A 24,493-nucleotide genomic window follows, 5' to 3' on the forward strand; every position below is an offset into this window, starting at 1 on the left:
CCGACGCGGGGTGGAGCAGCTCGGTAGCTCGCTGGGCTCATAACCCAGAGGTCGCAGGTTCAAATCCTGTCCCCGCTACTGAAGATGAAGGCCCGGATCCATGGGATCCGGGCCTTCGTCATGCCCGGGGCAGACACGCGGTAGCCGGGGAGGGTGAGTTGTCGGTGGAGCGTGTTTGACTTACTCCACTGTGGGCATGTCGACAAAACGCTGTAGTGACCTCACTGGCTGCGACATACCAGGTGTACGCGGGTAGCAGGTGATGCGACGATGGGATTTATGGGGGACAGGTCAACTCTGCTGGAGACAGGGCGGTTTGTGAGGGCGGAGTCCGGGACGGACACAGAGGCCGAGGGGGCGTCTCCGGTCGTCGACGCGCAGACCGCACTGACCGATGCGGATTTCGCTGAGGACATGTTCGCCGAGACCGACGCGGCGAGCGACGCCGAGCTGGAGGCTCGGCACCGGGTGGCCGCCGACAAGGGCGACCCCGGTGCCATGAGCGTGCTCGGCGCCCTGCTGCTGCGCCGCGGCGACCTCGACGGCGCCGAGCCGTACCTGCGCGGAGCCACCGGCGAGGGGGACCGCGCCGCCGCCAACAACCTCGGCGTGCTGCTGCACCAGCGGGGCTACCCCGAGGAGGCCGCCGGCTGGTGGCGGGTCGCCGCCGTCGCCGGATCCGCCCCCGCGGCCCACGCCCTGGGCCGCTACTTCCGCGAGCGCGGGGACGAGCCCGCCGCCGAGTACTGGATGCGGCAGGCGGCCGAATCCGGCCACGCGCTGGGCGCGTACGGGCTGGCCGACCTGCTGGAACACCGCGGGGACAAGGGCGTCGAGCGCTGGTTCCGCGCCGCCGCCGAACAGGGGCACCGCGAAGCCGCGTACCGGCTCGCGAGGCACCTGCGCAAGGGCGACCCCGCCGAGGCCGAGCAGTGGTACCGGCAGGCCGCCGCGCGCGGGCACCGGCGCGCCGCCCTGCACCTGGGCGCCCTGCTGGAGGCGCGCGGCGAGCTCAAGGAGGCCGGGCGCTGGTACCTGACCTCCGCCAAGCAGGGCGAGGCGCGGGCGGCGTGCGCGCTCGGCTTCCTGCTGCGCGACGCGGGCGACGAGGAGAACGCGGCCGTGTGGTGGCACCGGGCGGCGCAGGACGGCGACGGCAACGCCGCCAACGCGCTGGGCGCGCTGCACGCCGCACGCGGCGAGACCCAGACCGCGGAGCGCTGGTACCGGACCGCCATGGACGCCGGAGATCAAAACGGGGCGTACAACCTTGCTCTGCTGTGCGTCGCACAGGACCGGACCGCGCAGGCCGAGCAGTGGTACCGGCGCGCGGCCTACGCCGGGCACCGCGAGGCGGCCAATGCGCTGGCCATCATGCTGCTCCAGGTCGGGGACGCGGCGGGCGCCGAGCCGTGGTTCTCGAAGGCGGCCGAGGCGGGCAGCGTCGACGCCGCGTTCAACCTCGGGATCCTGTTCGCCAGCCGGGACGAGGACCGGACGGCGCTGAAGTGGTACGAGCGGGCCGCGTCGGCCGGCCACACCGACGCGGCACTGCAGGTCGGGATCGCGCTGGTACGGGACGGGGAGGACCGGGCGGCCGAGCGGCACCTGCGCTGCGCGGCCGGCGGCGGCAGCGCGGAGGCGGCCTTCAGGCTGGCCGCGCTGCTGGAGTCGCTGGCCCCGCCGCCGGAGCCGGTGGCCCTGGGCGAGCCCGTGGGCGGAGCCCCGCGCACCGAGAGCGAGGAGTGGTACGAGCGGGCCGCGGAGCTGGGCCACCGCCGGGCCCAGGTGCGGGTCGGCATGCTGGCCGCCGCCCGCGGTGACCTGGCGGTCGCCGCGCGCTGGTACCGCGAGGCGGCCGAGGCCGGTTCCCGCAACGGGGCCTTCAACCTCGGGCTGCTGCTGGCCCGTGAGGGGAACGAGCCGGAGGCCGCCCTGTGGTGGACCCGCGCGGCGGTGGCGGGCCACGGCCGTGCCGCCCTGCGCCTCGGACTGCTGGCGGCCCGCCACGGGGACCTCGCGGAGGGCCAGAAGTGGTGCGTACGCGCCATGGAACTGGGCCCGGCCGAGGTCTCGCAGCGCGCGGCCCGGCTCCGCGAGGCCCTGGCCGAGGAACTCTCGGCCTGAGGCTTCAGGCCTCAGGCCCCCGCCCGGGTCCGCCCCCGGCTCTCAGCTGTAGAGCCAGGAGGTGGAGCGGGCGTAGACGTGGCGGAAGGCCAGGGGCATCAGCAGGTCGTTGACACGGCGCTGCATCGTGCCGGGGGTCTTCGAGTCGCGGTTCGTCGCCGCGGCCCGGGTCATCCGCGCCACGCGGGGGCGCCGCACCCGGGTGTACTCGGCCAGGGCGCCCGCCACCCCCGGTACCGAAGAGACGCAGCGCGCCAGGGCCACGGCGTCCTCGATCGCCATCGACGCGCCCTGCCCGGCCCCCACCGGGTGGGCCGCGTCACCGATCAGCACGGTGCGCCCGTCGTGCCAGACGGGCACGTCCGCCAGCCGGTGCATCGGCATCGGGCGGTCGACGCGGGTCGCGGCCCGGATCAGGGACAGCGGCAGCTCCTCCTTGCCGTACAGCTCCGCCAGCAGGCCCTGCGTGACCTCCTCGGGGTCCGGGGGCTCCGGCGAAGGCACCTGGGCCGACCACCACACGGTGCCGTCGGCCGCCGGGACGCAGAGGAACGCCCCGCGGCGGCCGAAGACGAAGTGATAGGTGCCCGGGGTGAGGCGCACGCCCTCGGAGACCCCCGACACGCTGTAGAGGCCCGCGTACCGCACCTGTGGCGCCGACGGGTCCAGTGCCGTACGGGTCGCCGACCAGATGCCGTCGGCCGCCACCACCAGGTCGGCGTCCAGGTCCGCCGGGTCCACCCGCCGCCCGGTCTCGATCCGCGCCCCGGCCAAGGCCGCCTCGGCCCGCAGGACCTCGACCAGCCGCCCGCGCAGCAACGTCGTGCTGTGCAGGCTGTCCGAGGCGCGCCGGCCGCGGGGCACCTCCCCGAGGAGCTTGCCCGAGGCGGACCACATCCGCTGCAGGGCGACCGGGAATCCGGCGGCCTGCACCTCGGGCAGGCAGCCCAGCGCGTCCAGGCCGCGCAGCCCGTTGACGGCGAGGCTGAGGAACGAGCCCACCTGCCCCGCCGGGTCCTCGTACGCCTCGTGGACCGTGACCTCCGCGCCGGTCGCGCGGCGCAGGGCGATCGCGCTCGCCGCTCCGGCGACCCCGCCCCCGATGACTGACACGCGCATGTCCTACCTCTTTCGCTGAATCAACATTCACTGAATTTCGATTCGGTGAAACTCGGTTCAGTATGATGAGCGCGAGAAGACGGCGTCAAGTGGGAACGGGGATCGCGGTGGGAGTGCGCAAGGAGCGGGCGGCCGGCACGGAGGCGGCGCTCAAGGAGGCGGCGCGGGCGCTGTTCCTGGAGCGCGGCTACGCGCAGACGAAGATCACCGACATCACCAAGGCCGCCGGCCGGTCCACCGGGTCGTTCTACGAGCACTTCGCCGGCAAGGACGAGCTGCTGGACGCGCTGCTCGCGGACATGGGGGCCCAGGTGGACGTGGAGGTCGGCGCCCACGACCACCCCCGCGATCACGACCTCGCCGACCGTGCGCAGCTGCGCATGCATGTAGCGGCCACCTGGAGGGTGTTCCGCGATCATCTGCCGGTCGTGGTGGCCCTCTTCCAGAAGTCCATGGCCGAGCCGCCCGGCTCGGGGCAGGTGTGGGGGCGGCTCCTCGGGGACACCGAGCCGCTGCGCGAGCACCTCGCGTACATGCGCGAACAGGGCCGTGAGCTGCCCGGTGACCCCGAGCTCGTCGCCGCGGCGATCGGGGCGATGATCTCGATGCTGGGGTACGCCGCCATGACCGGCGGGGCAGGGCTCGACGACGACGAGGTGGTGGAGACGCTGACCGCTCTCCTGCACCGGGGTCTGGCCGGTTAACCGATTTGCATCTGCCGGGGGCCTTCACGTAACGTTGGGTTTACCGACGCGGGGTGGAGCAGCTCGGTAGCTCGCTGGGCTCATAACCCAGAGGTCGCAGGTTCAAATCCTGTCCCCGCTACTGAAGGCTCAGGGCCCGGATCCAATGGATCCGGGCCCTGAGTCGTTTCCGTCCGCCAAGAGCGCGAACAGAAGCCGAACGCGGAAGGGCCCGGACCCCCCGAGGGGTCCGGGCCCTTCCGCGTCGTGTGCTCAGGCGGCCGCGCAGTTCGGGCAGACGCCGCGGTACGTCACCTCGACCGCCGATACGACGAAGCCGAAACGCTCCGCGTCGGGAAGGTCGGCCAGCGGGTTGCCCGACGGGTGCACGTCGCGGATCGCGCCGCACTGGGCGCAGACCAGGTGCTGGTGGGGGCGGTGGGCGTTCGGGTCGTACCGCTTGGCGCGGCGGTCCGTGGAGACCTCGAGCACCTCGCCGAGGGTCACGAGCTCGCCCAGCGTGTTGTAGACGGTCGCACGGGAGATCTCGGGCAGCTTGGCCACCGCGAGCGCGTGCACCTCGTCGGCCGTCAGGTGCACGTGGTCACCGTCGAGCACCTCGGCCACGACGCGCCGCTGCGCCGTCATGCGCCAGCCGCGTCCGCGAAGTCGATCCAGCAGGTCACTCATAGACATCAGCCTAACAGTGAGGGATTCGGTGTAAGTCCCGAACCAGTGCGGACTTGGATGCTTACTTGACTTAGACAAAGTCCATCGTAGGATCGGTTACGGCAAACGCCAAGGACAGGACACGCAGGGAATGACGCAGGAGGCGCACGTGACGCAGGGACCGCTCACCACGGAGGCCGGAGCGCCGGTCGCCGACAACCAGAACAGCGAGACCGCCGGCGTCGGCGGCCCCGTCCTGGTCCAGGACCAGCTGCTGCTGGAGAAGCTCGCGCACTTCAACCGCGAGCGGATCCCGGAGCGCGTGGTGCACGCCCGCGGCGCCGGTGCGTACGGCACCTTCACGCTGACCCGCGACGTCTCGCAGTGGACCCGGGCCAAGTTCCTGTCCGAGGTCGGCAAGGAGACCGAGACCTTCCTGCGCTTCTCCACCGTCGCGGGCAACCTCGGCAGCGCCGACGCGGTCCGCGACCCCCGCGGCTGGGCGCTGAAGTTCTACACCGAAGAGGGCAACTACGACCTCGTCGGCAACAACACCCCGGTGTTCTTCATCAAGGACGCCATCAAGTTCCCCGACTTCATCCACACCCAGAAGCGCGACCCGTACACGGGCTCGCAGGAGGCGGACAACGTCTGGGACTTCTGGGGTCTGTCGCCCGAGTCGACCCACCAGGTGACCTGGCTGTTCGGCGACCGCGGCATCCCCGCGTCCTACCGCCACATGAACGGCTACGGCTCGCACACGTTCCAGTGGAACAACGAGGCCGGCGAGGTCTTCTGGGTCAAGTACCACTTCAAGACCGACCAGGGCATCAAGAACCTCACCCAGGCCGAGGCCAACGCCCTCGCCGGCGAGGACCCGGACTCGCACCAGCGCGACCTGCGCGAGTCCATCGAGCGCGGCGACTTCCCGAGCTGGACCGTGCAGGTCCAGATCATGCCCGCGGCCGAGGCGGCCGAGTACCGCTTCAACCCGTTCGACCTCACCAAGGTGTGGCCGCACGAGGACTACCCGCCGATCGAGATCGGCAAGCTGGAGCTCAACCGCAACCCGGAGAACGTCTTCGCCGAGGTCGAGCAGTCGATCTTCTCCCCGGCGCACTTCGTCCCCGGCATCGGCCCCTCCCCGGACAAGATGCTCCAGGGCCGCCTCTTCGGCTACGGCGACGCCCACCGCTACCGCGTCGGCATCAACGCCGACCACCTGCCGGTGAACCGCCCGCACGCCACCGAGGCGCGCACCAACTCCCGCGACGGCCACCTCTACGACGGCCGCCACAAGGGCGCGAAGAACTACGAGCCGAACAGCTTCGGCGGCCCGCACCAGACGGACCGCCCGCTGTGGCAGCCCATCGCCGTGACCGGTGGCACCGGCAACCACGCCGCCGCCGTCCACCGCGAGGACAACGACTTCGTCCAGGCGGGCAACCTCTACCGCCTGTACTCGGAGGACGAGAAGTCCCGTCTGGTCGAGAACCTGTCCGGCTTCATCGCCAAGGTCTCCCGCGACGACATCGTCGAGCGGGCGATCAACAACTTCCGCCAGGCGGACGGTGACTTCGGCAAGCGGCTCGAGGCCGCGGTCCAGGCCCTCCGCGGCTGACACGGATCGCTTGCCGTAGCAGGACGCCGGGCCGCAGCCCTCTTCGGAGGGCTGCGGCCCGGCGTCGTTTCACGCGGGGACCGTGCGCCGGGCCGGTACCCAGCAGCGGATGACGTCGCGCACGGACACGATGCCGACCGGTCCGCCGTGCTCCAGCACGATCAGATGCCGGAAGCCGCCGTGGGCCATCGCCTCGGCGGCTTCCTGCAAGGTCGCCTCCGGGGTGCAGAACACGACGTTGTTGGTGGTGTGCGCGCCCACGGACTCCCGGTCCGGATCGTGGCCCGCGCCGATCGAGTTGAGGATGTCGCGCTCGGTCAGGATGCCGATTCCGCTGTGGTCGGGGTCGAGGACTACGGCCGCGCCGACGCGTCGGCCGGACATCAGGCAGGCCGCCTGTCGGAGGGTGTGGGCGGGTCCGAGGGTGAGGATCACGGTGCTCATGGCGTCACGGACGAGCATGAAGAGAGCCACCTCCTGGGGTGATTCCCCCCGCCTGGGTGGGTGCGCCCGAGGAGCCGCCTCAAGAGAAACGCTTCACAAGCGCACAAGCGGGGGGAGTATCAGATTCCCATGGACCCGGATGGCCGACAAGAAGGCGTGCAACGGAGCGCGAAGGGCGCTCGACGGACTCAGGCGCGCGGGCGCAGCAGGCCCAGCATCTCCTCGTGGAGCAGCCCGTTCGAGGCCGCGGCGTTCCCGCCGTGGACCCCGTCCACCCCGTCGAGGCTGGTGAAACGGCCGCCGGCCTCCTGGACCACCACCGCGATGGCCGCCATGTCCCAGAGGTTCAGCTCCGGCTCCGCACACAGGTCCAGCGAGCCCTCCGCGACCATCATGTAGGGCCAGAAGTCGCCGTAGCCCCGGGTGCGCCAGCACGCACGCGTCAGGTCCAGGAACCCGGCGAGCCGGCCCTGCTCCTCCCAGCCGCTCAGTGAGGAGTACGCGAACGAGGCGTCGCCCAGAGCACCCACCTTCGAGACGCCGATCGCCGTGGTCGCGCCGAGCGCGCCGCCCGCGTACGCGCCCCCGCCCCGGGTCGCCCACCAGCGGCGGCCCAGCGCCGGGGCGGACACGACGCCCACCACCGGGCGGAACTCGCCGTCCTCGCCCTCGGCCATCAGGGAGATCAGCGTCGCCCAGACGGGGACCCCGCGCACGTAGTTCTTGGTGCCGTCGATCGGGTCCACGACCCAGCGGCGCGGACCGCTGCCCTTGAGGCCGTACTCCTCCCCCAGGATCGCGTCGCCCGGCCGGGCGGCCGCGATGCCGGCCCGGATGATCTCCTCGGCGGCCTTGTCCGCCTCGCTCACCGGCGTCATGTCCGGCTTCGTCTCGACCTGCAGGTCGAGCGCGCGGAACCGCTCCATCGTGGCGGCGTCCGCCGCGTCGGCGAGTTCGAGGGCAAGGCGCAGGTCATCGTCATACTCGGGCATGCCCGAACAGTATCGAGACTCCCGGACCCCGACCAACGCAGTCCACAGTGCGGCACCGACGCGCCCTTGACAGGACCTGGCGACCCGTCAACTCTGGCCGGAGAGAGCCGAACGGGGAGGCGTGGATGCCGGCAGCCCGGGAGTCCTTACTGGAGGCGGCGGGAGTGGCGCTCTCGGCGCGCCCCTGGCCGGACGTGCGGATGGTCGACGTGGCCGCCGCTGCCGGGGTGTCCCGGCAGACCCTCTACAACGAGTTCGGCGGCAAGGCGGGCCTCGGCCGCGCCCTGGTGCGCCGCGAGGCCGACCGCTACCTCGCCGGGGTGGACCGGGCCCTGTCCGCCCCGGCCCAGGCCGCCGAGCGGCTCGCCGCCGTCGCGGAGTGGACCGTACGGGCCGCCCGCGCGCAGCCCCTCGTACGGGCCCTGCTCACCGGCAGCTGGGACGCGCGCCTGCCCGCGGCGGGCGGCCGGGCACCGGGGCCCGGCGAGCTGGCCCGGGCCGTCCGGGACCGGGCGGCCGCCGCGCTGACGCCGGGGGAGGGCCCGCAGCGCTGCGAACTCGCCGTCCGCCTCGCCCTCTCCTACGTGATAGCTCCGGGGGAGGACCCGGGGCCGGGAGAACTGCGCAGGATGCTCAGTGTGCCGACCCGGACAGCTGGAGCCCGATGACGCCCAGGATGACCAGCGAGATCGAGACGAGTTTGAGGGTGGAGACCAGGTCGCCGAGGAAGACCATGCCGTAGATCGCCGTCCCGGCGGCGCCGATGCCCGTCCACACCGCGTACGCCGGTCCCACGTCCAGCTTCTTGAGCGCCAGCGTCAGCAGACCGAAGCTGCCGAGAGCGAAGCACGCGAAGGCGACGGTCGGCCACAGCCGGGTGAACCCGTGGGAGAGCTTGAGGCAGACCGCGAAACCGGTCTCCAGGAGTCCCGCGACCACGACCAGCAGCCACGCCATGTCGAATGCCTCCCCGCGTCACGTGACGTCACGTCACTTGGTGCGATTATGCATTTATCCAGACAGAGGGCTCGACAAACGCGGCCGACCCCCGCCCGTACAGTCAGTCGCCCTCGCGGCGTTCGCGCGTCTCCAGCAGCCGCCGCAGCGAATACAGCCGCGCCGGGTCCGCGTGGCCGTCCTCCACCCATTTGTCGAGCGCGCAGTCCTGCTCGTCGTGGCTGCACGCCCGCGGGCACTCCTCCGTCCCAGGCACCAGGTCCGGGAAGGCAAGGATCACCCGGGACGGGTCCACGTGGTGCAGGCCGAAGGAGCGCACGCCCGGGGTGTCGATGACCCAGCCGTCACCGCTCGGCAGCGGCAGTGCCAGCGCCGAGGTGGTGGTGTGCCGGCCGCGGCCGGTGACCGCGTTGACGTGCCCGGTGGCGCGCTGGCGGCCCTCGGCGACCAGCGAGTTCACCAGGGTGGTCTTGCCGACGCCCGAGTGGCCGACGAAGGCGGTGATCCGCCCGTCGAGCCGCTCGCGCACCCGGTCGGCCGCGTCGCCCGTGGCGAGCTCCTCGCGGTTGGTCACCACGTAGTTCACGCCGAGCGTCGAGTAGATCTCCAGGATCTTGTCCGCGGAGGTCAGATCGGACTTGGTGAGCACCAGCAGCGGCTCCAGCCCCGCGTCGTACGCCGCCACCAGGCAGCGGTCGATCATCCGGGGCCGGGGCTCCGGATCGGCCAGGGCCGTCACGATGGCCAGCTGGTCGGCGTTGGCGACGACCACCCGCTCGTACGGGTCGTCGTCGTCGGCGGTGCGCCGCAGGACGGACTTGCGCTCCTCGATCCGCACGATGCGGGCCAGCGTGTCCTTCTTGCCGGACAGGTCACCGACGATCCAGACCAGATCGCCCACGACCGCCGCCTTGCGGCCCAGTTCACGAGCCTTCATCGCGTGCACCGTGCGGTTCTCGACCAGGCAGGTCAGCCGGCCGCGGTCCACGGTGAGGACGAAGCCCTCGGCCGCGTCCTCGTGCTTGGGCCGGATGCTGGTCCGCGGCCGGTTCCCCTTGGGGTTCGGGCGCTGGCGGATGTCGTCCTCGTCGGTGTGCTTGCCGTACCTGCGCATGACCGGCCCTACGCTCCCGCACCCGCTCCGGGAGTCCCGGAGTCACCGGCGTCCCCGGCGAGCATGTCCGCCCACATCTTCGGGAAGTCCGGCAGGGTCTTCGCGGTCGTCGCCACGTTCTCGATCTGTACGCCCTCCACCGCCAGGCCGATCACCGCGCCCGCGGTGGCCATCCGGTGGTCGTCGTACGTGTGGAAGATGCCGCCGTGCATCCGGCGCGGGCGGATGCGCAGGCCGTCGGCGGTCTCGGTCACGTCGCCGCCGAGCGCGTTGATCTCCTTGGTCAGCGCGGCCAGCCGGTCCGTCTCGTGCAGGCGAAGGTGCGCGACACCGCGCAGCACCGACTCGGAGTCGGCCAGGGCCGCCACCGCCGCGATGCCCGGGGTGAGCTCGCCCACCTCGCTCAGGTCCACGTCGATGCCGTGGATCTTGCCGGTGCCGGTGAAGACCAGGCCCGCATCCGTCAGCTCGCAGGAGCCGCCCATCTCGGTGAAGATCCGGCGCAGCGCGTCACCGGGCTGGGTGGTGCGGCGCGGCCAGTCGGGGACGGTGACCGTACCGCCGGTGATCAGGGCCGCGGCCAGGAAGGGCTGCGCGTTGGAGAGGTCCGGCTCCACGACCATGTCGCGGCCCAGCAGCGCGCCGGGGGTCACTCGCCACACGTCCTTCTCGCCGCCGGCCTCGGGGGTGTCGACCTGGGCGCCCGCCGCGCGCAGCATCTCCACCGTCATCCGGATGTGCGGCATCGACGGCAGGGTGGTCCCCACGTGCCGGACCTCGACGCCCTGGTTGAAGCGCGGGGCGGAGAGCAGCAGCGCCGAGACGAACTGCGAGGAGTTGCTGGCGTCGATCTCGACCGTGCCGCCCTCGAGGGCGCCGCCGCCCAGGACGGTCATGGGCAGCGCGCCCCGGTTGTCGTCGTCGATGCGGGCACCGAGGGTGCGCAGGGCGCTGATGACCTGGCCGAGCGGGCGCTCGTAGGAGCGCGGGTCGCCGTCGAAGCGGATGTCGCCGTCGGCGAGGGTGGCCACCGGCGGCAGGAAGCGCATGACCGTGCCCGCATTGCCGACGTCCACGGTCGTCGGGCCGTGCAGGGCCGCCGGGATGACCCGCCAGGCCTCGCCGCCGGCGCCGTCGCCGGAGCTGGAGGAGACGGTCTCCTCGATGCCGACGCCCATCGCGCGCAGCGCGTCGGCCATCAGCTGGGAGTCGCGCGAGCGCAGCGGGCGGCGCACCCAGCCGGGCTCGGAGGCGAGAGCGGCGAGGACCAGGGCGCGGTTGGTGACCGATTTGGACCCCGGCACCGTGACGGTGGCGTGGACGGTCCCATCGGCGAGCGGAGCGGGCCAGAGGGCAGGGAGCGCGGGGGTCTCGGTCATGGCCCCCACTTTAGTGGCTTCCTCCGGCCCCAGATCTTGATCCCGGTCCCGTCTCAGGGAGCGGTCACAGGCCGAGCAGCCAGCGGGCGCCGCCGATCAGCGAGCACAGGGCGACCACGTGGAAGAAGAGCAGCCACACCACCGGGTGCAGGTGAGTGAGCCGGCCGAGCTGGTCGGCGTCGGAATCCGGCGCCCCGCCGTTCCTGCGCTTGGCCCCCAGCTCGAAGACCGGCCGGACCCCGCCGAGCAGCAGGAACCACACCACGAGGTAGACGAAGGCGGCCTGCACGTCGGCCGGCGTCAGCCAGGACACCAGCAGGAAGGTCCCGCCGGTCAGTACCACCGTCAGCGCCCCGTACGCGTTCCGGATCATCACCAGCATCGCCAGGAGCAGGGCGGTGGCCACCCACAGCAGCAGAGTGATCCGGTGCGCGGAGAGCAGTGCCGCGCCGCCCAGCCCGAGCAGCGAGGGCGCCGTGTACCCGCCCGCGGCGGTCAGGATCATCCCGATTCCGGTCGGTCTGCCCCGGCTGACGGTGACCCCGCTGGTGTCGGAGTGCAGCCGTATCCCGCTCAGGCGCCGCCCGGTCAGCAGCGCCAGCAGGCCGTGCCCGCCCTCGTGCGCGATGGTGATGGCGTTGCGCGACAGCCGCCACAGCGGGCGGGGCCCCACGGCGGCGAGGGCGACCAGCCCTGTCACGATCACCAGCCACAGTTCGGGCGCGGCCTGTATGCCCGTGAGCCGGTCCCAGAGACCGGCCGTCGTACTGCTGTCCATAGGGTGGCGGACTCCTTGCGGTGGTGTTCCTGGGGGCACCTTCCGGCGGTGGCCGGGGGCGACATGGCAGTCTGGCAGCCATGTGCGGACGGTATGCAGCCAGTCGTGGGCCCGAGGACCTCGTGGAGGCGTTCGGCATCGAGAAGTGGGAGCCGGAGGAGGTCCTGGCCCCCGATTTCAACGTGGCGCCGACGAAAGAGGTCCACGTGATCCTCGACCGTCCCCTCAAAGACGCTTCGCACGCCCGTCCGGTTCGCCAGCTGCGCGTCCTGAAATGGGGGCTGGTCCCCTCCTGGGCCCAGAACCCCGACGGCGCCGCCCGGATGATCAACGCCCGGTCCGAGACCCTGCACGAGAAACCGTCCTTCCGCCGGCCGTTCGCGCAGCGCCGCTGCATCGTCCCCGCGGACGGCTACTACGAGTGGGTCACCGCCCACGACGAGCGGCAGCTGGAGGTGGAGGGCAAGAAGAAGCGGGCCCGCAAGCAGCCCTACTTCGTGCTCCCCTCCGACGGATCCGTCTTCGCCATGGCCGGGATATACGAGTTCTGGCGCGACCGGACCCTGCCCGACGAGCACCCGCTCGCCTGGTGGGTCACCTGCTCGGTGATCACCACCGAGGCCGAGACGACACCCCTGGGCGTGGCCCCCGCCGAGGGGCCGCGCTCGCTGTCCGAGATCCACCCCCGGATGCCGCTGATGCTGACCCCGGACCGCTGGGACGCCTGGCTGGACCCCGCGAACACCGACACCGAGGGCTCGCTGCGGGCGCTGCTGGCGCCGCCGCCCGGCGGGCTGATGCGGGCCTACCCGGTGTCCACGGCCGTGAGCAGCGTGCGCAACAACGGCCCGGAACTGCTGACGGAGCTCGCCGCGCCGGAGGAGGCCACCCTCTTCTAGGGGGTCCTTCGGCTCCCGCCCGGCAGGATGGGACGCATGACCACGCGTACCGAGAGCGTCGACACCCCGGCGGGCGAGGCCCGCATCACCTGGCACACGGCGCCGGAGCCCGGGCCGAAGCTCGTCCTCGCCGTGAGCCACGGAGCCGGCGGCGGCATCGAGGCCCGGGACCTCCGGGCGCTGGCCGACGCCCTGCCGGCCCGCGGGATCACGGTGGCCCTGGTCGAACAGCCCTGGCGGGTCGCCGGGAAGAAGGTCGCCGCCGCCCCCAAGGTGCTGGACGAGGGCTGGCGCGGGCTCTGGCCGGCGCTCACGGCGCCCGGACTGCCGGTGGTCGCGGGCGGCCGCAGCGCCGGGGCCCGGGTGGCCTGCCGGACCGCCGCCGAACTGGGCGCCGCCGGGGTGCTGGCGCTGGCGTTCCCGCTGCACCCGCCGGGCCGGCCGGAGAAGTCCCGCGCCGCGGAGCTCACCGGGGCCGGCCGGCCCACCCTCGTGGTCCAGGGCGGCCGGGACCCCTTCGGGCGGCCCGAGGAGTTCCCCGAGCCGGGCGGCCGGGACCCGTACGAGCTCGTGGAGGTGGCGCACGGGGATCACGGCTTCGCGGTGCCGAAGAAGGCGGACACCACCCAGGAGGAGGCGCTCCTGACGATCACCGAAGCGGTCGCGGAGTGGCTCGCGCGGCTCCCCGTGTGACGGCGGACGGGCGCGCCCCGGGGACGGGCCGCATACCTGCAAAAGACCCGCCGAGGACCTGCCGGGGACCCACCGAAGATCCGCCGAGGACCTGGCGGCCCCCGGGAATGCGCCGCCCGCCCCTTCTGTTGTCTCGGATGTCGGAACGTAGGGGAACTCGTCGGAGGAGAGGGAGCGCATGACCCAGGTCATCAGCCAGAACCGTCGGCAGGCCGCTGACCTGGACTGGACCGTGCTGCCCGCGCCCAAGAGCAGCTCGCTTCGGGCGGCGGAGGGCCGGGAAGGTCGACTATTCTCCGATTCGAGCGGATCCGCTTTCGGAGCCGCCACGCTGTCGGAGGAGGTGGGTCCTGTCGCTGGGACCGACGAAGGCCACGCGGAGGAGACGACCCTGGAGCGCAATGCGCGCTTCGAACGGGACGCCCTCGGCTACCTCGACCAGATGTACTCGGCCGCGCTGCGCATGACGCGCAATCCGGCCGACGCCGAGGACCTGGTCCAGGAGACGTACGCGAAGGCATACGCGTCCTTCCACCAGTTCCGCGAGGGCACCAACCTGAAGGCGTGGCTGTACCGCATTCTGACCAACACCTTCATCAACTCCTACCGCAAGAAGCAGCGCGAACCCCAGCGCAGCGCCGCGGAGGAGATCGAGGACTGGCAGCTGGCGCGCGCCGAGTCGCACATGTCGACCGGACTGCGTTCCGCCGAGTCGCAGGCGCTCGACCACCTGCCCGATTCGGATGTGAAGGAAGCACTGCAGGCCATTCCGGAGGAGTTCCGCATCGCGGTCTACCTTGCCGACGTAGAGGGCTTTGCGTACAAGGAGATCGCGGACATCATGGGTACACCCATCGGTACGGTCATGTCGCGACTGCACCGTGGCCGCCGTCAACTCCGCGGAATGCTGGAGGACTATGCCCGTGAGCGCGGGCTGGTTCCCGCGGGCGCGGGAGAGTCGAACGACCGGAAAGGCTCGGGCTCATGAGTTGCGGAGAGCCGCACGAGACAGAATGCTCCGAGGTACTGGATCACCTGTACGAGTTTCTCGACCAGGAGATGCCGGACAGTGACTGCACGAAGTTCGAGACGCACTTCGGCGAGTGCAATCCCTGCCTGGAGAAGTACGGCCTGGAACAGGCCGTGAAGAAGCTCGTGAAGCGTTGCTGCGGGTCGGACGACGTGCCGACCGACCTGCGGTCGAAGGTGATGGGCCGGATCGAGCTGATCAGGTCCGGTCAGGCGGTTCCCGACCACGACGTCACCGCCGACAACCCCGCGCCCGGCTGACCGGCCCGGTAACCGGCCGACGATTCGACAGCCGCCCCCGGAAGGGCACTTCGTTCACCCGAAGGTGCTAATCCGGGGGCGTCCGCATGGCCCAATGCACAAATCCGGCCCACCACGCTCCGGGCCCCGCCTATTCTCCCCATTCGGTGCTGGTTCCTTATCTCAGTACCCGGTGTGCACGGCACAGGGGAGGAGAGCGCCATGCGGGCACTTCCGCCGGGGGCGCGCGGATTCATCCTGTGCGCCGTCCTCGCCGCCGCCGCGTGCGTCACCCCGGCCCTCACGGATTCCGGTACGCCCTGGGCGGCCGTGGCCCTGCTCGCCGTGCTCTGCCTCGCCTGCGAACTCGTCAGGATCTGCCCGCTGCTGGGCAGCCGGGTGCCCGAGGGCCTCGGCTCCTTCTTCCCCGTGGTGCTCGCCGCCGTCTTCCTGCTGCCGCCCGCCGCCGCCGCGCTCGTGGCGCTGCCCGGAGGGCTCGCGGGGACCGTCGCCCAGCGGCCCGTCCGGGTGCGCCGTGTGTGGCACGGCGCTCAGCAGGCGATGGCAGCATGGGCCGCGGGGCAGGTGTACGGGCTGCTGGGCGGCCCCGCCGCCCTCGCCGCGGGCCCACCCGCCACCGCGTCCGGACCGCCGGCCGGCTTCCCCTGCCTGCTGCTGCCCGCGGCCGGTGCGGCCGTCACCTTCTGCCTGGTGCTCGCCGCCCTCGACGTCGGCATCCTGGCCGTCGCCAAACGCAGGCCGGCCGCCACGGCCCTGCGCGGGCTGCCGGCCCTCGCCCCGTACTGCGTCCACGGCCTCGCCGGCCTGATGATGGCCGTCATGTGGCGCAGCCCGTACGGGATCCCGGCCGCGCTGCTCGTGCTGCTGCCGATGTACGTCTCCTGCTGGGTCTTCGCCCAGTACCACCGCGAGCACGCCGCCCACCGGGCCACCATCCGCGCCCTCGTCCAGGCCGTCGACATCAAGGACCGCTACACGCGGGGCCACAGCGAACGGGTGGGCCAGGCCTCGGCGATGATCGCCCGTGAGCTGGGCATGACCGGGGACCGGCTGGAGACGGTGCGCATCGCCGGGATCCTGCACGACGTCGGCAAACTCGGCGTTCCCACCCGGCTGCTGCGCAAGGACGGGCCGCTCACCCCGCAGGAACGCCGGATCATCGAGCTGCACCCCGAGTACGGGCACGAGATGGTGCGCGGGATCGACTTCCTGGGCGAGGCCCGGTGCGCGATCCTGCACCACCACGAGCGGGTCGACGGCTCCGGCTATCCGTACGGGCTGACCGGCGAGCAGATCCCGGTGCTGGCCCGGGTGGTGGCGGTGGCCGACGCCTTCGACGCGATGACCTCGACCCGCTCGTACAGCAGGGCCCGGCCGGTCCCGACGGCGCTGGCCGAGCTGGAGCGGTGTGCGGGCGCCCAGTTCGACCCGGCGATGGTACGGGCCCTGACGGGCGCCATCGGGCGGCACGGCTGGCACCCGGTGGTCACCTCGGACGAGGACCTCCAGGTGATCAGCGGCCCGGCTCCCGCAGGCCCCCTGCCCGGACCCGGCGCCCCCGCCCCCGCTCCCAGGGCCGGTGCGAGCGAGGACGGGCCCGGCGGGAGCGGCACCCCGGGCCGGAGCCCGCAGGACAGCAGCCCGGCCGACGGCGGTGCGGGCCCGATGCAGCCCACCCGGGGCGCGCGGTGAAGGGGACCGCCACCTGGGGCGTGCGCGGCGCGGCCGCGCTGCTCACCGTCGCAGGGCTCGGCCACACCCTGTGGCACGGCGTCGACGAACCCGGCGCGGCCCTGGCCTTCGGAGCCCTGATCGCCATCGGGGAGCTCGCCCGGCGCGACCGCCAGGACCCCCCGGGCCGCCGGCCCGCACCGCTCGGCTCCGCCGGGGCCCTCGCCTACGCCCTGCTCGGCCAGAACGCCGGGCAGCCCACCCACCACGGGGTGCTCCAGACCGTCGCGGTCGTCGTCGCGGCCGCCCTCGCCGGGATCGTCCCGCACATCGCCCGCGGCCGGGGCCCCGCCCTCGACCACCTCTCCCGCCGGGTGCTCACCGCCGCCTTCGCCGCCGCCTGTTTCCAGCCGCTCTACAACTCGGGCCGGCTGGAGCAGTGGCTGGGCCAGGGCCCGTACCTCGTCCTCTTCCTGCTCCTCCTCCTCGGCCTCACCGTTCTGTGCGACGCGGTGCTCGCCGCCGCGCCGGCGGGTGCCCGGACCGGCCGGCCGTACGGTCCGCTGCTGCGCGACGAACTGCGTGCCCAGCTCGGCATCGGCTCGGCGATCTGCGCCACCGGGGTCGTGATGGCGCTCGGTGCGGCCGTCGCGGGCCTGTGGGCCGTACCCGTCTTCAGCGTGCCCCTGCTGCTGACCCAGCTGTCCTTCCACCGGATCACCGCGATCCGCACCACCTACCGCCAGACCATCACCTCCCTGGCCCGCGCCACCGAGATCGCCGGCTGCACCCGGCCGGGCCACTCGCGCCGGGTCGCCGCCCTGAGCTGCGCCGTGGGCCGGGAGCTGGGCCTGTCGGAGCGGGAGCTCACGGTGCTGGAGTACGCCGCCCTGATGCACGACATCGGGCAGCTCTCCCTCGTCGACCCGGTCCCGGACGGGGCCACGGCCGGGCTGCCGGGGGCCGAGGCCCGGCGGATCGCCGAGCTGGGCGGGGAGGTGGCCCGGCAGACCGGGGTGTCCGCCGAGGTGGCCGTGGTCGTGGAGCGGCAGGCGGATCCTTACCGGGAACAGCCGCTCGCGGCCCGGATCGTGCGTACGGTGAATGCGTACGACGATCTGGTCGGCGGGAGCCGTCACCCGGGTGGCTCACTGGCCGCTCTGGAGCGGCTCCGCCTGGGCACCGGGCATGATTACCAGCCGGAGGTCGTCGAATGCCTGGCAAGGGTTCTGGCCAGGGGCGGACGTGGCAGAGTGGTGCCCGTCCCACCTGGGTAACCCATGGGTAATGAGCGGCCGTCCGAGTGGGCATGGTTGGATGCCAGTAAGAGGGACCGTAGGAGTGTCCGCAAGGCTGCACCGTAGTCACCCGGCGACCGCCGGGAGGTGCCCCCAGGCAGGCGGGAATCGTGAGGATCTTCGGGAAGGTACGGCATCGGCCCTCCGCCTCGTGGCGGCAGGCCACCGACCGCGCGTTCACGCTGATCGGCGACGGGCGGTACGAGGACGCGGGCGCGCTGCTGACGAGAGCGGCGGACCTGGAGCCCTGGCTGTCCGAGTCCTGGTTCAATCTGGCCCTTTTGCACAAGTTCCGGCACGACTGGGAGCAGGCGCGGGCCGCCGGGCTGCGCGCCGTGGCCCTGCTGGACCGTGAGACCGGCGCCCCGGACTGGTGGAACGTGGGGATCGCCGCCACCGCGCTGCAGGACTGGCCGCTTGCCCGGCGGGCCTGGCAGGCGTACGGGCTGAAGGTGCCCGGGGACGCGGCCGGGGCGGGCGAACCGGTCGGCATGGAGCTCGGCAGCGCCGCCGTGCGGCTCTCGCCCGAGGGCGAGGCCGAGGTGGTCTGGGGCCGTCGGCTGGATCCGGCCCGGCTGGAGGTCCTGTCGATCCCGCTGCCCTCCTCGGGGCGGCGCTGGGGCGAGGTCGTGCTCCACGACGGGGTCCCGCACGGCGAGCGGGTGACCGCGGCCGGGCCCTCGTACCCCGTCTTCGACGAGATCGAGCTGTGGGCGCCGTCCCCCGTGCCGACCTGGGTGGTGCTGCTGGAGGCGGCCACCGAGGCGGACCGTGACGCGCTGGAGCAGCTGGCCTCGGACGCCGGTTTCGCCGCCGAGGACTGGTCCTCGTCGGTGCGGCTGCTGTGCCGGACCTGCTCGGAGAGCGAGATGCCGAGCGACGAGGGCGACGGCGAGCACCTCGATCCGCATGATCACAGCGAGCCGGGGCACCCCGGACCGCTGGGGCACCGTACGGCCGGCTCCGGCTCCCTGTGGGTCCCCGAGCGCGAATGCGGGATCGCGGCGCCGGCCGGTCTGGTGCGCGGACTGCTCGACGGCTGGGTCGCGGACAGCCCGGGCACCCGCGAGTGGCGGGATCTCGAAGAAGTCTGCTGACCCGGGGCCGTAGGCTGTACGGGCACATCGGTGGCCGTCACGGCCATCGGTGACCGGGACTTACGGAAGGCGTACGGCGGACATGGCGCAGCAGGAGAACGAGGTTGTCGAGAGCGTGAACGACGGGTACGTCGTGGACACCGAGGACTGTGAGGCGCGCGAGCTCGCCCACCGTCAGCGCGGCACGGCCCGTCCGATCACGGTGGTCGGCAACCCGGTCCTGCACAGTGAGTGCAAGGACGTCACCGAGTTCGGCGACGAGCTGGCGCAGCTGATCGACGACATGTTCGCCAGCCAGAAGGCCGCCGAGGGCGTGGGCCTGGCCGCGAACCAGATCGGTGTGGACGCCAAGGTCTTCGTCTACGACTGCCCGGACGACGACGGCAAGCGGCACACCGGTGTCGTGGTCAACCCGAAGCTGATCGAGCTGCCGGCCGCCACCCGCGTGCTCGACGATTCGAACGAGGGCTGCCTGTCGGTCCCGACGGCGTACGCCTCGCTGGCCCGCCCGGACTACGCCGAGGTCGAGGGCCAGGACGCCCAGGGCAACCCGATCAAGGTGCGCGGCACCGGCTACTTCGCCCGCTGCCTGCAGCACGAGACCGACCACCTGTACGGCTACCTCTACATCGACCGCCTCTCGAAGCGGGACCGCAAGGACGCCCTGCGGCAGATGGAGGAGGGCACCCCGCGCTACGAGACGGTCCCCAACGCCTGACCGTCCCGCCGCGGCAGAGCTCCGCGTACGCCCCGCAGGCCCCGCTCCGGACCGGAGTGGGGCCTGCGGCACGTCAGGCGGCCCGGGGGCCGCGGAAGGTGCGCCGGAAGGCGTTGGGGGTGGTGCCCAGGGTTCGCAGGAAGTGGTGGCGCAGGGCCGCCGCGTTGCCGAAGCCGCAGCGCCCCGCGATCGCGTCCACCGTTTCGTCGGTGGACTCCAGCAGCTCCTGCGCCAGCAGGACCCGCTGGCGCAGCACCCACTGGTACGGGGTGGTGCCGGTCTCCTGGAGGAAGCGGCGGGCGAAGGTGCGCGGGGACATCAGCGCGCGTTCCGCGAGCTGCTCGACCGTGATCTCCTCGTCCAGGTGGCGGGCCATCCAGCCGATCACCTCGCCGACCGTGTCGCAGGCCGTCCGGGGCAGCGGCCGCTGGATGAACTGGGCCTGCCCGCCGTCCCGGTGCGGGGGCACGACCATCCGGCGCGCGATGATGTTGGCGACCTCGGCCCCGTGCTCCTGGCGCACCACGTGCAGGCACGCGTCGATGCCCGAGGCCGTGCCGGCGGCCGTGATCACCGGGCCCTCGTCGACGTAGAGCACGTCCGGGTCGACGGCCGCCCGCGGGAAGCGGCGTGCCAGGGCCGCGGCGTGCATCCAGTGCGTGGTGCACTGGCGGCCGTCCAGCAGCCCGGCCGCGCCGAGGATGTAGGCCCCGCTGCACACGCTCAGGACCCGCGCGCCCCGCTCCACGGCCCGGCGCAGGGCGGCGAGCAGGGGCTCGGGGTAGATGCGCTGGGCGGCGTCGCTCGCGGCGGGCAGGCAGATGAGATCGGCCTCCTCCAGCCGGTCCAGGCCGTGCGCGGGGGTGATCCCGAAGGCGCCCCCGCCCACCGCCAGCGGCCCGTCCTCCGCCGCGCACACGGCGAAGTCGTACACCGGTACGCCCATGTCACTGCGATCGATTCCGAACACCTCGCAGAAGATTCCCAGCTCGAAGGGGGCGACTCCGTCGACGAGGGCCACGGCCACGTTTTTCAGCATGACCACAGTGTGGCAGCAATTCGGCCTTCTGTGACAGTACTGCCACTGTCGATCATGGGCGATCAGGCGGACAGTAGAGACATGACCACCTTCGTGAGTTACCTCGCCATCACCGCCATCGCCGCCCTCCTGCTCGGGCCCAGCCTGTACGGGATCCTGCGCGACCGGCGCACCGACCGGCAGCTTCGGGCCGTCGCGACCCGGCTGGTGTGGCTGCCCCGCCAGCGCGCGGGCGGCCTCCCGCCCACCCCGCGCCGGCACGGCTTCCGGCCCGCCCGGCACTACTGGGGCCCCATCGCCCACTGAACACCGGGGAACGCGAGAAGCCGGGACACGGATTCCTCCGCATCCCGGCTCCCCGGTCACCTCGTGACCCGACTGACCCGGCTGACCCGACCGGACACGAGTCCGGGGACAGGGTCCCCTAGAAGTCCTCGTCCAGGTCGACCGTGCCCTCGACCGCGACCTGGTAGGCCGACGGACGGCGCTCGAAGAAGTTCGTCAGCTCCTGCACGCCCTGCAGCTCCATGAAGGAGAACGGGTTCTGCGAGCCGTACACCGGCGGGAACCCGAGACGGACCAGACGCTGGTCCGCGACGCACTCCAGGTACTCGCGCATCGACTCGGTGTTCATGCCCGGCAGGCCGTCACCGCACAGGTCGCGGCCGAACTGCAGCTCCGCCTCCACGGCCTCCTTGAGCATGTCGGTGACCTGCTGCTGGAGGGCGTCGTCGAAGAGCTCCGGCTCCTCCTTGCGGACCGTGTCCACGACCTCGAACGCGAAGTTCATGTGCATGGTCTCGTCACGGAACACCCAGTTGGTGCCGGTGGCCAGGCCGTGCAGCAGACCGCGCGAGCGGAACCAGTACACGTACGCGAAGGCGCCGTAGAAGAACAGGCCCTCGATGCACGCCGCGAAGCAGATCAGGTTCAGCAGGAAGCGACGGCGGTCGGCCTGCGTCTCCAGCCGGTCCAGCTTCTCGACCTCGTTGATCCACTTGAAGCAGAACTGCGCCTTCTCGCGGATGGAGGGGATCTCCTCGACCGCGTCGAAGGCCGCCGCGCGGTCGTCCGGGTCGGGCAGATAGGTGTCGAGCAGCGTCAGATAGAACTGGACGTGCACGGCCTCCTCGAACAGCTGGCGCGACAGGTACAGGCGCGCCTCCGGGGAGTTGATGTGCTTGTAGAGCGTCAGCACCAGGTTGTTCGAGACGATCGAGTCGCCCGTCGCGAAGAACGCGACCAGACGGCCGATCATGTGCTGCTCGGCGGGCGTCAGCTTCGCGAGGTCCGCGACGTCCGAGTGGAGGTCGACCTCCTCGACGGTCCAGGTGTTCTTGATCGCGTCCCGGTAGCGCTCGTAGAAGTCCGGGTAGCGCATCGGGCGGAGCGTGAGCTCGAAGCCCGGGTCCAGGAGGTTCTTCTGGTCGTTGGAGCTCATTACTGGCAGGCCTCGCAGGACTCGGGGTTCTCAAGGGAGCAGGCCAGCGCCTCGGCGTCGGCGACCGCCTGCGGCAGTTCGACGGGCGCGGCCGCCTGCGCGGCACGGGCGATCTTCGTCGCCGGGCGCGAGCGCAGGTAGTAGGTGGTCTTCAGGCCCTGCTTCCAGGCGTACGCGTACATCGAGCTGAGCTTGCCGATGGTGGGCGTCTCCAGGAACAGGTTCAGCGACTGCGACTGGTCCAGGAACGGCGTACGGGCCGCCGCCATGTCGATCAGACCGCGCTGCGGGATCTCCCACGCCGTGCGGTACAGGTCGCGGACCTCGGCCGGGATCCAGCCGAAGCCCTGGACCGAGCCGGAGGAGTCGCGCAGCGCCTCACGGGTCTGGGCGTCCCACACGCCGAGCTGCTTCAGCTCCTCCACCAGGTAGCCGTTCACCTGGAGGAACTCACCGCTGAGCGTCTCGCGCTTGAAGAGGTTGGAGACCTGCGGCTCGATGCACTCGTACACACCGGCGATCGAGGCGATCGTGGCCGTCGGGGCGATGGCGAGGAGCAGCGAGTTGCGCATGCCGGACTTCGCGACGCGGGCGCGCAGCGCGTCCCAGCGCTCCGGCCAGTTCAGCTCGACGTCGTAGTGGTCCGGGTGCAGGACACCGCGGGCGGTGCGGGTCTGCTCCCAGGCGGGCAGCGGGCCGCTGCGCTCGGCGAGGTCGCACGAGGCCTCGTACGCGGCCAGCATGATGCGCTCGGAGAGCTTGGTGGACAGGGCCTTCGCCTCGGGGGAGTCGAAGGGCAGCTTCAGCTTGAAGAAGACGTCCTGCAGGCCCATCGCGCCCAGGCCCACCGGGCGCCAGCGGGCGTTGGAACGGCCGGCCTGCTCGGTCGGGTAGAAGTTGATGTCCACCACGCGGTCGAGGAAGGTCACGGCGGTGCGGACGGTCTCGTCGATCCGCTCCCAGTCGATCTCGCCGTCGACGACGAAGGCGCCCAGGTTGACCGAACCGAGGTTGCAGACGGCGGTCTCGCCGTCGTTGGTGACCTCGATGATCTCGGTGCACAGGTTCGAGGAGTGCACGACGGTGCCCGGCTCGGCGGTCTGGTTCGCCGTGCGGTTGGAGGCGTCCTTGAACGTCATCCAGCCCTGGCCGGTCTGCGCGAGGGTGCGCATCATCCGGCCGTACAGGTCGCGGGCGGGCATGGTCTTGCGGGCCAGGCCGTCCGCCTCGGCCTTGCGGTAGGCGGCGTCGAACTCGTCCCCCCACAGGTCGACCAGCTCGGGCACGTCGGCCGGGGAGAACAGCGACCAGTCGGCGTCGGCGTTCACACGGCGCATGAACTCGTCCGGCACCCAGTGGGCGAGGTTCAGGTTGTGCGTACGGCGCTGGTCCTCACCGGTGTTGTCGCGGAGCTCCAGGAACTCCTCGATGTCCGCGTGCCAGGTCTCCAGGTAGACCGCGGCGGCGCCCTTGCGGCGGCCGCCCTGGTTCACGGCGGCGACGGAGGCGTCGAGGGTCTTCAGGAACGGCACGATGCCGTTGGAGTGCCCGTTGGTGCCGCGGATCAGCGAACCGCGGGCGCGGATGCGGGAGTACGAGAGGCCGATGCCGCCGGCGTGCTTCGACAGGCGCGCCACCTGGTGGTAGCGGTCGTAGATCGAGTCGAGCTCGTCCAGCGGGGAGTCCAGCAGGTAGCAGGAGGACATCTGCGGGTGACGGGTGCCGGAGTTGAAGAGCGTGGGGGAGGACGGCAGGTAGTCCAGCCGGCTCATCAGCCGGTAGAGCGAGGCCACTTCCTCCACGGCCTGGACGCTCTCGTCCGCGGCGAGACCGCAGGCCACGCGCAGCATGAAGTACTGCGGGGTCTCGATGACCTGACGGGTGATCGGGTGGCGCAGCAGGTAGCGGCTGTGCAGGGTGCGCAGGCCGAAGAAGCCGAAGCGGTCGTCTGCGCCCTCGGCGAGGGTGAGCTCGACGAGCGAGTCCAGCCGGGCCGCGTGGGTGCGGACGAACTCGGCCGTGCGGTCGGCGATGAGGCCCTCGCGGTGGCCGACCTCGACGGAGGCCGAGAAGGACGTGGAGCCCTGGCTCGCGGCCTCGTCGCGCACGGCCAGCGTCAGCAGGCGGGCGGCGAGGCGGGAGTAGGCCGGGTCCTCGGAGATCAGACCGGCGGCGGCCTCCGTGGCCAGCCCGCGCAGTTCGGCGTCGTCGGCGGCGGAGCTGCGGCCGCGCAGCGCGGAGGCCGCGACCCGGCCGGGGTCGGTGTCGGGGAGGTCCGCCGTAAGTTCGGTGAGGGTACGCAGCAGCGTGGCCCCCGGGCCCTCGGTGTTGTCGCCAGAAGTGGACTCGGCGCGCGGTGCGGAAGGCGCGATGGTCACGGCGGGAGCTCTCCCTCGCTCGGCCCGGTCATCGGCGGGGAGGGGCGCGAGCGGGCGCATGCGGGCGCGACGCGAACGCGTACCCC

The 24,493-nt window shown here is 72.1% G+C and carries 24 protein-coding genes and 2 tRNA genes; 15 read left to right on the top strand and 11 right to left on the bottom strand.

Translation table 11 applies throughout. The features are described 5' to 3' along the window. Positions 1-4: 4 nt before the first annotated feature. Both OG444_RS25445 and OG444_RS25450 read left to right on the top strand, forming a co-directional pair. A tRNA-Met gene (locus tag OG444_RS25445) sits at positions 5-78 on the top strand. Between the two features lie 192 nt (positions 79-270). Then, positions 271-2,127, top strand: a complete 1,857-nt coding sequence (locus tag OG444_RS25450; RefSeq protein WP_327264347.1) for a tetratricopeptide repeat protein — start codon at positions 271-273, stop codon at positions 2,125-2,127. A gap of 42 nt (positions 2,128-2,169) precedes the next feature. Here OG444_RS25450 and OG444_RS25455 read toward each other — a convergent pair whose 3' ends face one another. Then, the gene (locus OG444_RS25455) at positions 2,170-3,246 is read right to left on the bottom strand and encodes an FAD-dependent oxidoreductase (RefSeq protein WP_327264348.1); all 1,077 of its coding nucleotides are present in this window, start codon (positions 3,244-3,246) and stop codon (positions 2,170-2,172) included. An 89-nt stretch (positions 3,247-3,335) separates the two neighbouring features. On the opposite strand from OG444_RS25455, the gene OG444_RS25460 reads away from it, so the two are divergent. Both OG444_RS25460 and OG444_RS25465 read left to right on the top strand, forming a co-directional pair. Continuing rightward, entirely contained in the window at positions 3,336-3,950 is a 615-nt protein-coding gene (locus tag OG444_RS25460) for a TetR/AcrR family transcriptional regulator (RefSeq protein WP_327264349.1), read from the top strand. 47 nt (positions 3,951-3,997) lie between these two features. Next, positions 3,998-4,071 (top strand) — tRNA-Met (locus OG444_RS25465). 131 nt (positions 4,072-4,202) lie between these two features. On the opposite strand, the gene OG444_RS25470 is transcribed toward OG444_RS25465, so the two are convergent. Continuing rightward, positions 4,203-4,619 (bottom strand): Fur family transcriptional regulator, encoded by a 417-nt coding sequence (locus OG444_RS25470; protein ID WP_327264350.1) that lies wholly within the window; start codon positions 4,617-4,619, stop codon positions 4,203-4,205. Positions 4,620-4,749: 130 nt separating this feature from the next. Here OG444_RS25470 and OG444_RS25475 point away from each other — a divergent pair, with 130 nt between their 5' ends. Further along, positions 4,750-6,219 (top strand): catalase, encoded by a 1,470-nt coding sequence (locus OG444_RS25475; RefSeq protein WP_327264351.1) that lies wholly within the window; start codon positions 4,750-4,752, stop codon positions 6,217-6,219. Between the two features lie 69 nt (positions 6,220-6,288). Here the strand turns inward: OG444_RS25475 and OG444_RS25480 are convergent, their stop codons facing one another. Both OG444_RS25480 and hisN read right to left on the bottom strand, forming a co-directional pair. Next, a complete protein-coding gene (locus OG444_RS25480) occupies positions 6,289-6,681 on the bottom strand; it encodes a CBS domain-containing protein (protein WP_327264352.1) in 393 nt (130 codons plus the stop codon). Positions 6,682-6,851: 170 nt separating this feature from the next. Next, positions 6,852-7,655 carry a histidinol-phosphatase gene (gene hisN / locus OG444_RS25485; protein WP_327264353.1) on the bottom strand — a complete coding sequence of 268 codons (804 nt, stop codon included), beginning with the start codon at positions 7,653-7,655 and terminating at the stop codon, positions 6,852-6,854. A 125-nt stretch (positions 7,656-7,780) separates the two neighbouring features. Here hisN and OG444_RS25490 point away from each other — a divergent pair, with 125 nt between their 5' ends. Beyond that, the gene (locus OG444_RS25490; RefSeq protein WP_327264354.1) at positions 7,781-8,323 is read left to right on the top strand and encodes a TetR/AcrR family transcriptional regulator; all 543 of its coding nucleotides are present in this window, start codon (positions 7,781-7,783) and stop codon (positions 8,321-8,323) included. Here OG444_RS25490 and OG444_RS25495 read toward each other — a convergent pair. The 4 genes from OG444_RS25495 to OG444_RS25510 form a co-directional block, all read right to left on the bottom strand. Further along, positions 8,289-8,612: a DMT family transporter gene (locus tag OG444_RS25495; RefSeq protein ID WP_030011402.1), complete on the bottom strand. Its 324-nt coding sequence runs from the start codon at positions 8,610-8,612 to the stop codon at positions 8,289-8,291. The two genes, OG444_RS25490 and OG444_RS25495, sit on opposite strands and share 35 nt — an antisense overlap. 103 nt (positions 8,613-8,715) lie before the next feature. After that, the gene (gene rsgA / locus OG444_RS25500; protein WP_327264355.1) at positions 8,716-9,726 is read right to left on the bottom strand and encodes a ribosome small subunit-dependent GTPase A; all 1,011 of its coding nucleotides are present in this window, start codon (positions 9,724-9,726) and stop codon (positions 8,716-8,718) included. An 8-nt stretch (positions 9,727-9,734) separates the two neighbouring features. Next, complete coding sequence (gene aroA / locus OG444_RS25505; protein ID WP_327264356.1) at positions 9,735-11,105, bottom strand: 3-phosphoshikimate 1-carboxyvinyltransferase; 1,371 nt, start codon at positions 11,103-11,105, stop codon at positions 9,735-9,737. A 64-nt stretch (positions 11,106-11,169) separates the two neighbouring features. Continuing rightward, on the bottom strand, positions 11,170-11,883 hold the full coding sequence (locus OG444_RS25510) for a M50 family metallopeptidase (protein WP_327264357.1): 714 nt from the start codon (positions 11,881-11,883) through the stop codon (positions 11,170-11,172). 80 nt (positions 11,884-11,963) lie between these two features. On the opposite strand from OG444_RS25510, the gene OG444_RS25515 reads away from it, so the two are divergent. The 8 genes from OG444_RS25515 to def all read left to right on the top strand — a co-directional run bounded on the left by OG444_RS25515 (position 11,964) and on the right by def (position 19,549). Beyond that, positions 11,964-12,782, top strand: a complete 819-nt coding sequence (locus OG444_RS25515) for an SOS response-associated peptidase (RefSeq protein ID WP_327264358.1) — start codon at positions 11,964-11,966, stop codon at positions 12,780-12,782. A gap of 36 nt (positions 12,783-12,818) precedes the next feature. Continuing rightward, positions 12,819-13,475, top strand: a complete 657-nt coding sequence (locus tag OG444_RS25520) for an alpha/beta hydrolase family protein (RefSeq protein WP_327264359.1) — start codon at positions 12,819-12,821, stop codon at positions 13,473-13,475. 343 nt (positions 13,476-13,818) lie between these two features. Further along, on the top strand, positions 13,819-14,463 hold the full coding sequence (locus tag OG444_RS25525) for a sigma-70 family RNA polymerase sigma factor (protein ID WP_030385954.1): 645 nt from the start codon (positions 13,819-13,821) through the stop codon (positions 14,461-14,463). After that, complete coding sequence (gene rsrA, locus OG444_RS25530; RefSeq protein WP_030012982.1) at positions 14,460-14,765, top strand: mycothiol system anti-sigma-R factor; 306 nt, start codon at positions 14,460-14,462, stop codon at positions 14,763-14,765. Before OG444_RS25525 ends, rsrA begins: the two co-directional genes overlap by 4 nt. 201 nt (positions 14,766-14,966) lie before the next feature. Further along, positions 14,967-16,457 carry an HD-GYP domain-containing protein gene (locus OG444_RS25535; RefSeq protein WP_327264360.1) on the top strand — a complete coding sequence of 497 codons (1,491 nt, stop codon included), beginning with the start codon at positions 14,967-14,969 and terminating at the stop codon, positions 16,455-16,457. Then, the gene (locus OG444_RS25540) at positions 16,454-17,713 is read left to right on the top strand and encodes an HD-GYP domain-containing protein (protein WP_327264361.1); all 1,260 of its coding nucleotides are present in this window, start codon (positions 16,454-16,456) and stop codon (positions 17,711-17,713) included. Before OG444_RS25535 ends, OG444_RS25540 begins: the two co-directional genes overlap by 4 nt. A gap of 131 nt (positions 17,714-17,844) precedes the next feature. Beyond that, on the top strand, positions 17,845-18,831 hold the full coding sequence (locus tag OG444_RS25545; protein ID WP_030385957.1) for a tetratricopeptide repeat protein: 987 nt from the start codon (positions 17,845-17,847) through the stop codon (positions 18,829-18,831). Between the two features lie 82 nt (positions 18,832-18,913). After that, complete coding sequence (gene def, locus OG444_RS25550; RefSeq protein ID WP_327264362.1) at positions 18,914-19,549, top strand: peptide deformylase; 636 nt, start codon at positions 18,914-18,916, stop codon at positions 19,547-19,549. A 73-nt stretch (positions 19,550-19,622) separates the two neighbouring features. On the opposite strand, the gene OG444_RS25555 is transcribed toward def, so the two are convergent. Further along, positions 19,623-20,588: a helix-turn-helix domain-containing protein gene (locus tag OG444_RS25555; RefSeq protein WP_327264363.1), complete on the bottom strand. Its 966-nt coding sequence runs from the start codon at positions 20,586-20,588 to the stop codon at positions 19,623-19,625. 81 nt (positions 20,589-20,669) lie between these two features. On the opposite strand from OG444_RS25555, the gene OG444_RS25560 reads away from it, so the two are divergent. After that, positions 20,670-20,894 carry a hypothetical protein gene (locus tag OG444_RS25560; RefSeq protein ID WP_327264364.1) on the top strand — a complete coding sequence of 75 codons (225 nt, stop codon included), beginning with the start codon at positions 20,670-20,672 and terminating at the stop codon, positions 20,892-20,894. Between the two features lie 118 nt (positions 20,895-21,012). Here the strand turns inward: OG444_RS25560 and OG444_RS25565 are convergent, their stop codons facing one another. Further along, positions 21,013-22,029, bottom strand: a complete 1,017-nt coding sequence (locus OG444_RS25565) for a ribonucleotide-diphosphate reductase subunit beta (protein ID WP_327264365.1) — start codon at positions 22,027-22,029, stop codon at positions 21,013-21,015. Further along, positions 22,029-24,407 (bottom strand): ribonucleoside-diphosphate reductase subunit alpha, encoded by a 2,379-nt coding sequence (locus OG444_RS25570; RefSeq protein ID WP_327264366.1) that lies wholly within the window; start codon positions 24,405-24,407, stop codon positions 22,029-22,031. The genes OG444_RS25565 and OG444_RS25570 overlap by 1 nt, the downstream gene beginning before the upstream one ends. Positions 24,408-24,493 lie beyond the last annotated feature (86 nt).

Origin of the sequence: Streptomyces sp. NBC_01232 (assembly GCF_035989885.1) — a bacterium.
Lineage (GTDB): Bacteria > Actinomycetota > Actinomycetes > Streptomycetales > Streptomycetaceae > Streptomyces.

Excerpts from the sequence above, each read along its gene's own strand:
- OG444_RS25450 (WP_327264347.1), top strand. The coding sequence starts at position 271 with ATGGGATTTATGGGGGACAGGTCAACTCTGCTGGAGACAGGGCGGTTT.
- OG444_RS25455 (WP_327264348.1), bottom strand. The coding sequence starts at position 3,246 with ATGCGCGTGTCAGTCATCGGGGGCGGGGTCGCCGGAGCGGCGAGCGCG.
- OG444_RS25470 (WP_327264350.1), bottom strand. The coding sequence starts at position 4,619 with ATGAGTGACCTGCTGGATCGACTTCGCGGACGCGGCTGGCGCATGACG.
- OG444_RS25475 (WP_327264351.1), top strand. The coding sequence starts at position 4,750 with ATGACGCAGGAGGCGCACGTGACGCAGGGACCGCTCACCACGGAGGCC.
- OG444_RS25480 (WP_327264352.1), bottom strand. The coding sequence starts at position 6,681 with ATGCTCGTCCGTGACGCCATGAGCACCGTGATCCTCACCCTCGGACCC.
- hisN (WP_327264353.1), bottom strand. The coding sequence starts at position 7,655 with ATGCCCGAGTATGACGATGACCTGCGCCTTGCCCTCGAACTCGCCGAC.
- OG444_RS25490 (WP_327264354.1), top strand. The coding sequence starts at position 7,781 with ATGCCGGCAGCCCGGGAGTCCTTACTGGAGGCGGCGGGAGTGGCGCTC.
- OG444_RS25495 (WP_030011402.1), bottom strand. The coding sequence starts at position 8,612 with ATGGCGTGGCTGCTGGTCGTGGTCGCGGGACTCCTGGAGACCGGTTTC.
- rsgA (WP_327264355.1), bottom strand. The coding sequence starts at position 9,726 with ATGCGCAGGTACGGCAAGCACACCGACGAGGACGACATCCGCCAGCGC.
- aroA (WP_327264356.1), bottom strand. The coding sequence starts at position 11,105 with ATGACCGAGACCCCCGCGCTCCCTGCCCTCTGGCCCGCTCCGCTCGCC.
- OG444_RS25510 (WP_327264357.1), bottom strand. The coding sequence starts at position 11,883 with ATGGACAGCAGTACGACGGCCGGTCTCTGGGACCGGCTCACGGGCATA.
- OG444_RS25515 (WP_327264358.1), top strand. The coding sequence starts at position 11,964 with ATGTGCGGACGGTATGCAGCCAGTCGTGGGCCCGAGGACCTCGTGGAG.
- OG444_RS25520 (WP_327264359.1), top strand. The coding sequence starts at position 12,819 with ATGACCACGCGTACCGAGAGCGTCGACACCCCGGCGGGCGAGGCCCGC.
- rsrA (WP_030012982.1), top strand. The coding sequence starts at position 14,460 with ATGAGTTGCGGAGAGCCGCACGAGACAGAATGCTCCGAGGTACTGGAT.
- OG444_RS25535 (WP_327264360.1), top strand. The coding sequence starts at position 14,967 with ATGCGGGCACTTCCGCCGGGGGCGCGCGGATTCATCCTGTGCGCCGTC.
- def (WP_327264362.1), top strand. The coding sequence starts at position 18,914 with ATGGCGCAGCAGGAGAACGAGGTTGTCGAGAGCGTGAACGACGGGTAC.
- OG444_RS25555 (WP_327264363.1), bottom strand. The coding sequence starts at position 20,588 with ATGCTGAAAAACGTGGCCGTGGCCCTCGTCGACGGAGTCGCCCCCTTC.
- OG444_RS25560 (WP_327264364.1), top strand. The coding sequence starts at position 20,670 with ATGACCACCTTCGTGAGTTACCTCGCCATCACCGCCATCGCCGCCCTC.
- OG444_RS25565 (WP_327264365.1), bottom strand. The coding sequence starts at position 22,029 with ATGAGCTCCAACGACCAGAAGAACCTCCTGGACCCGGGCTTCGAGCTC.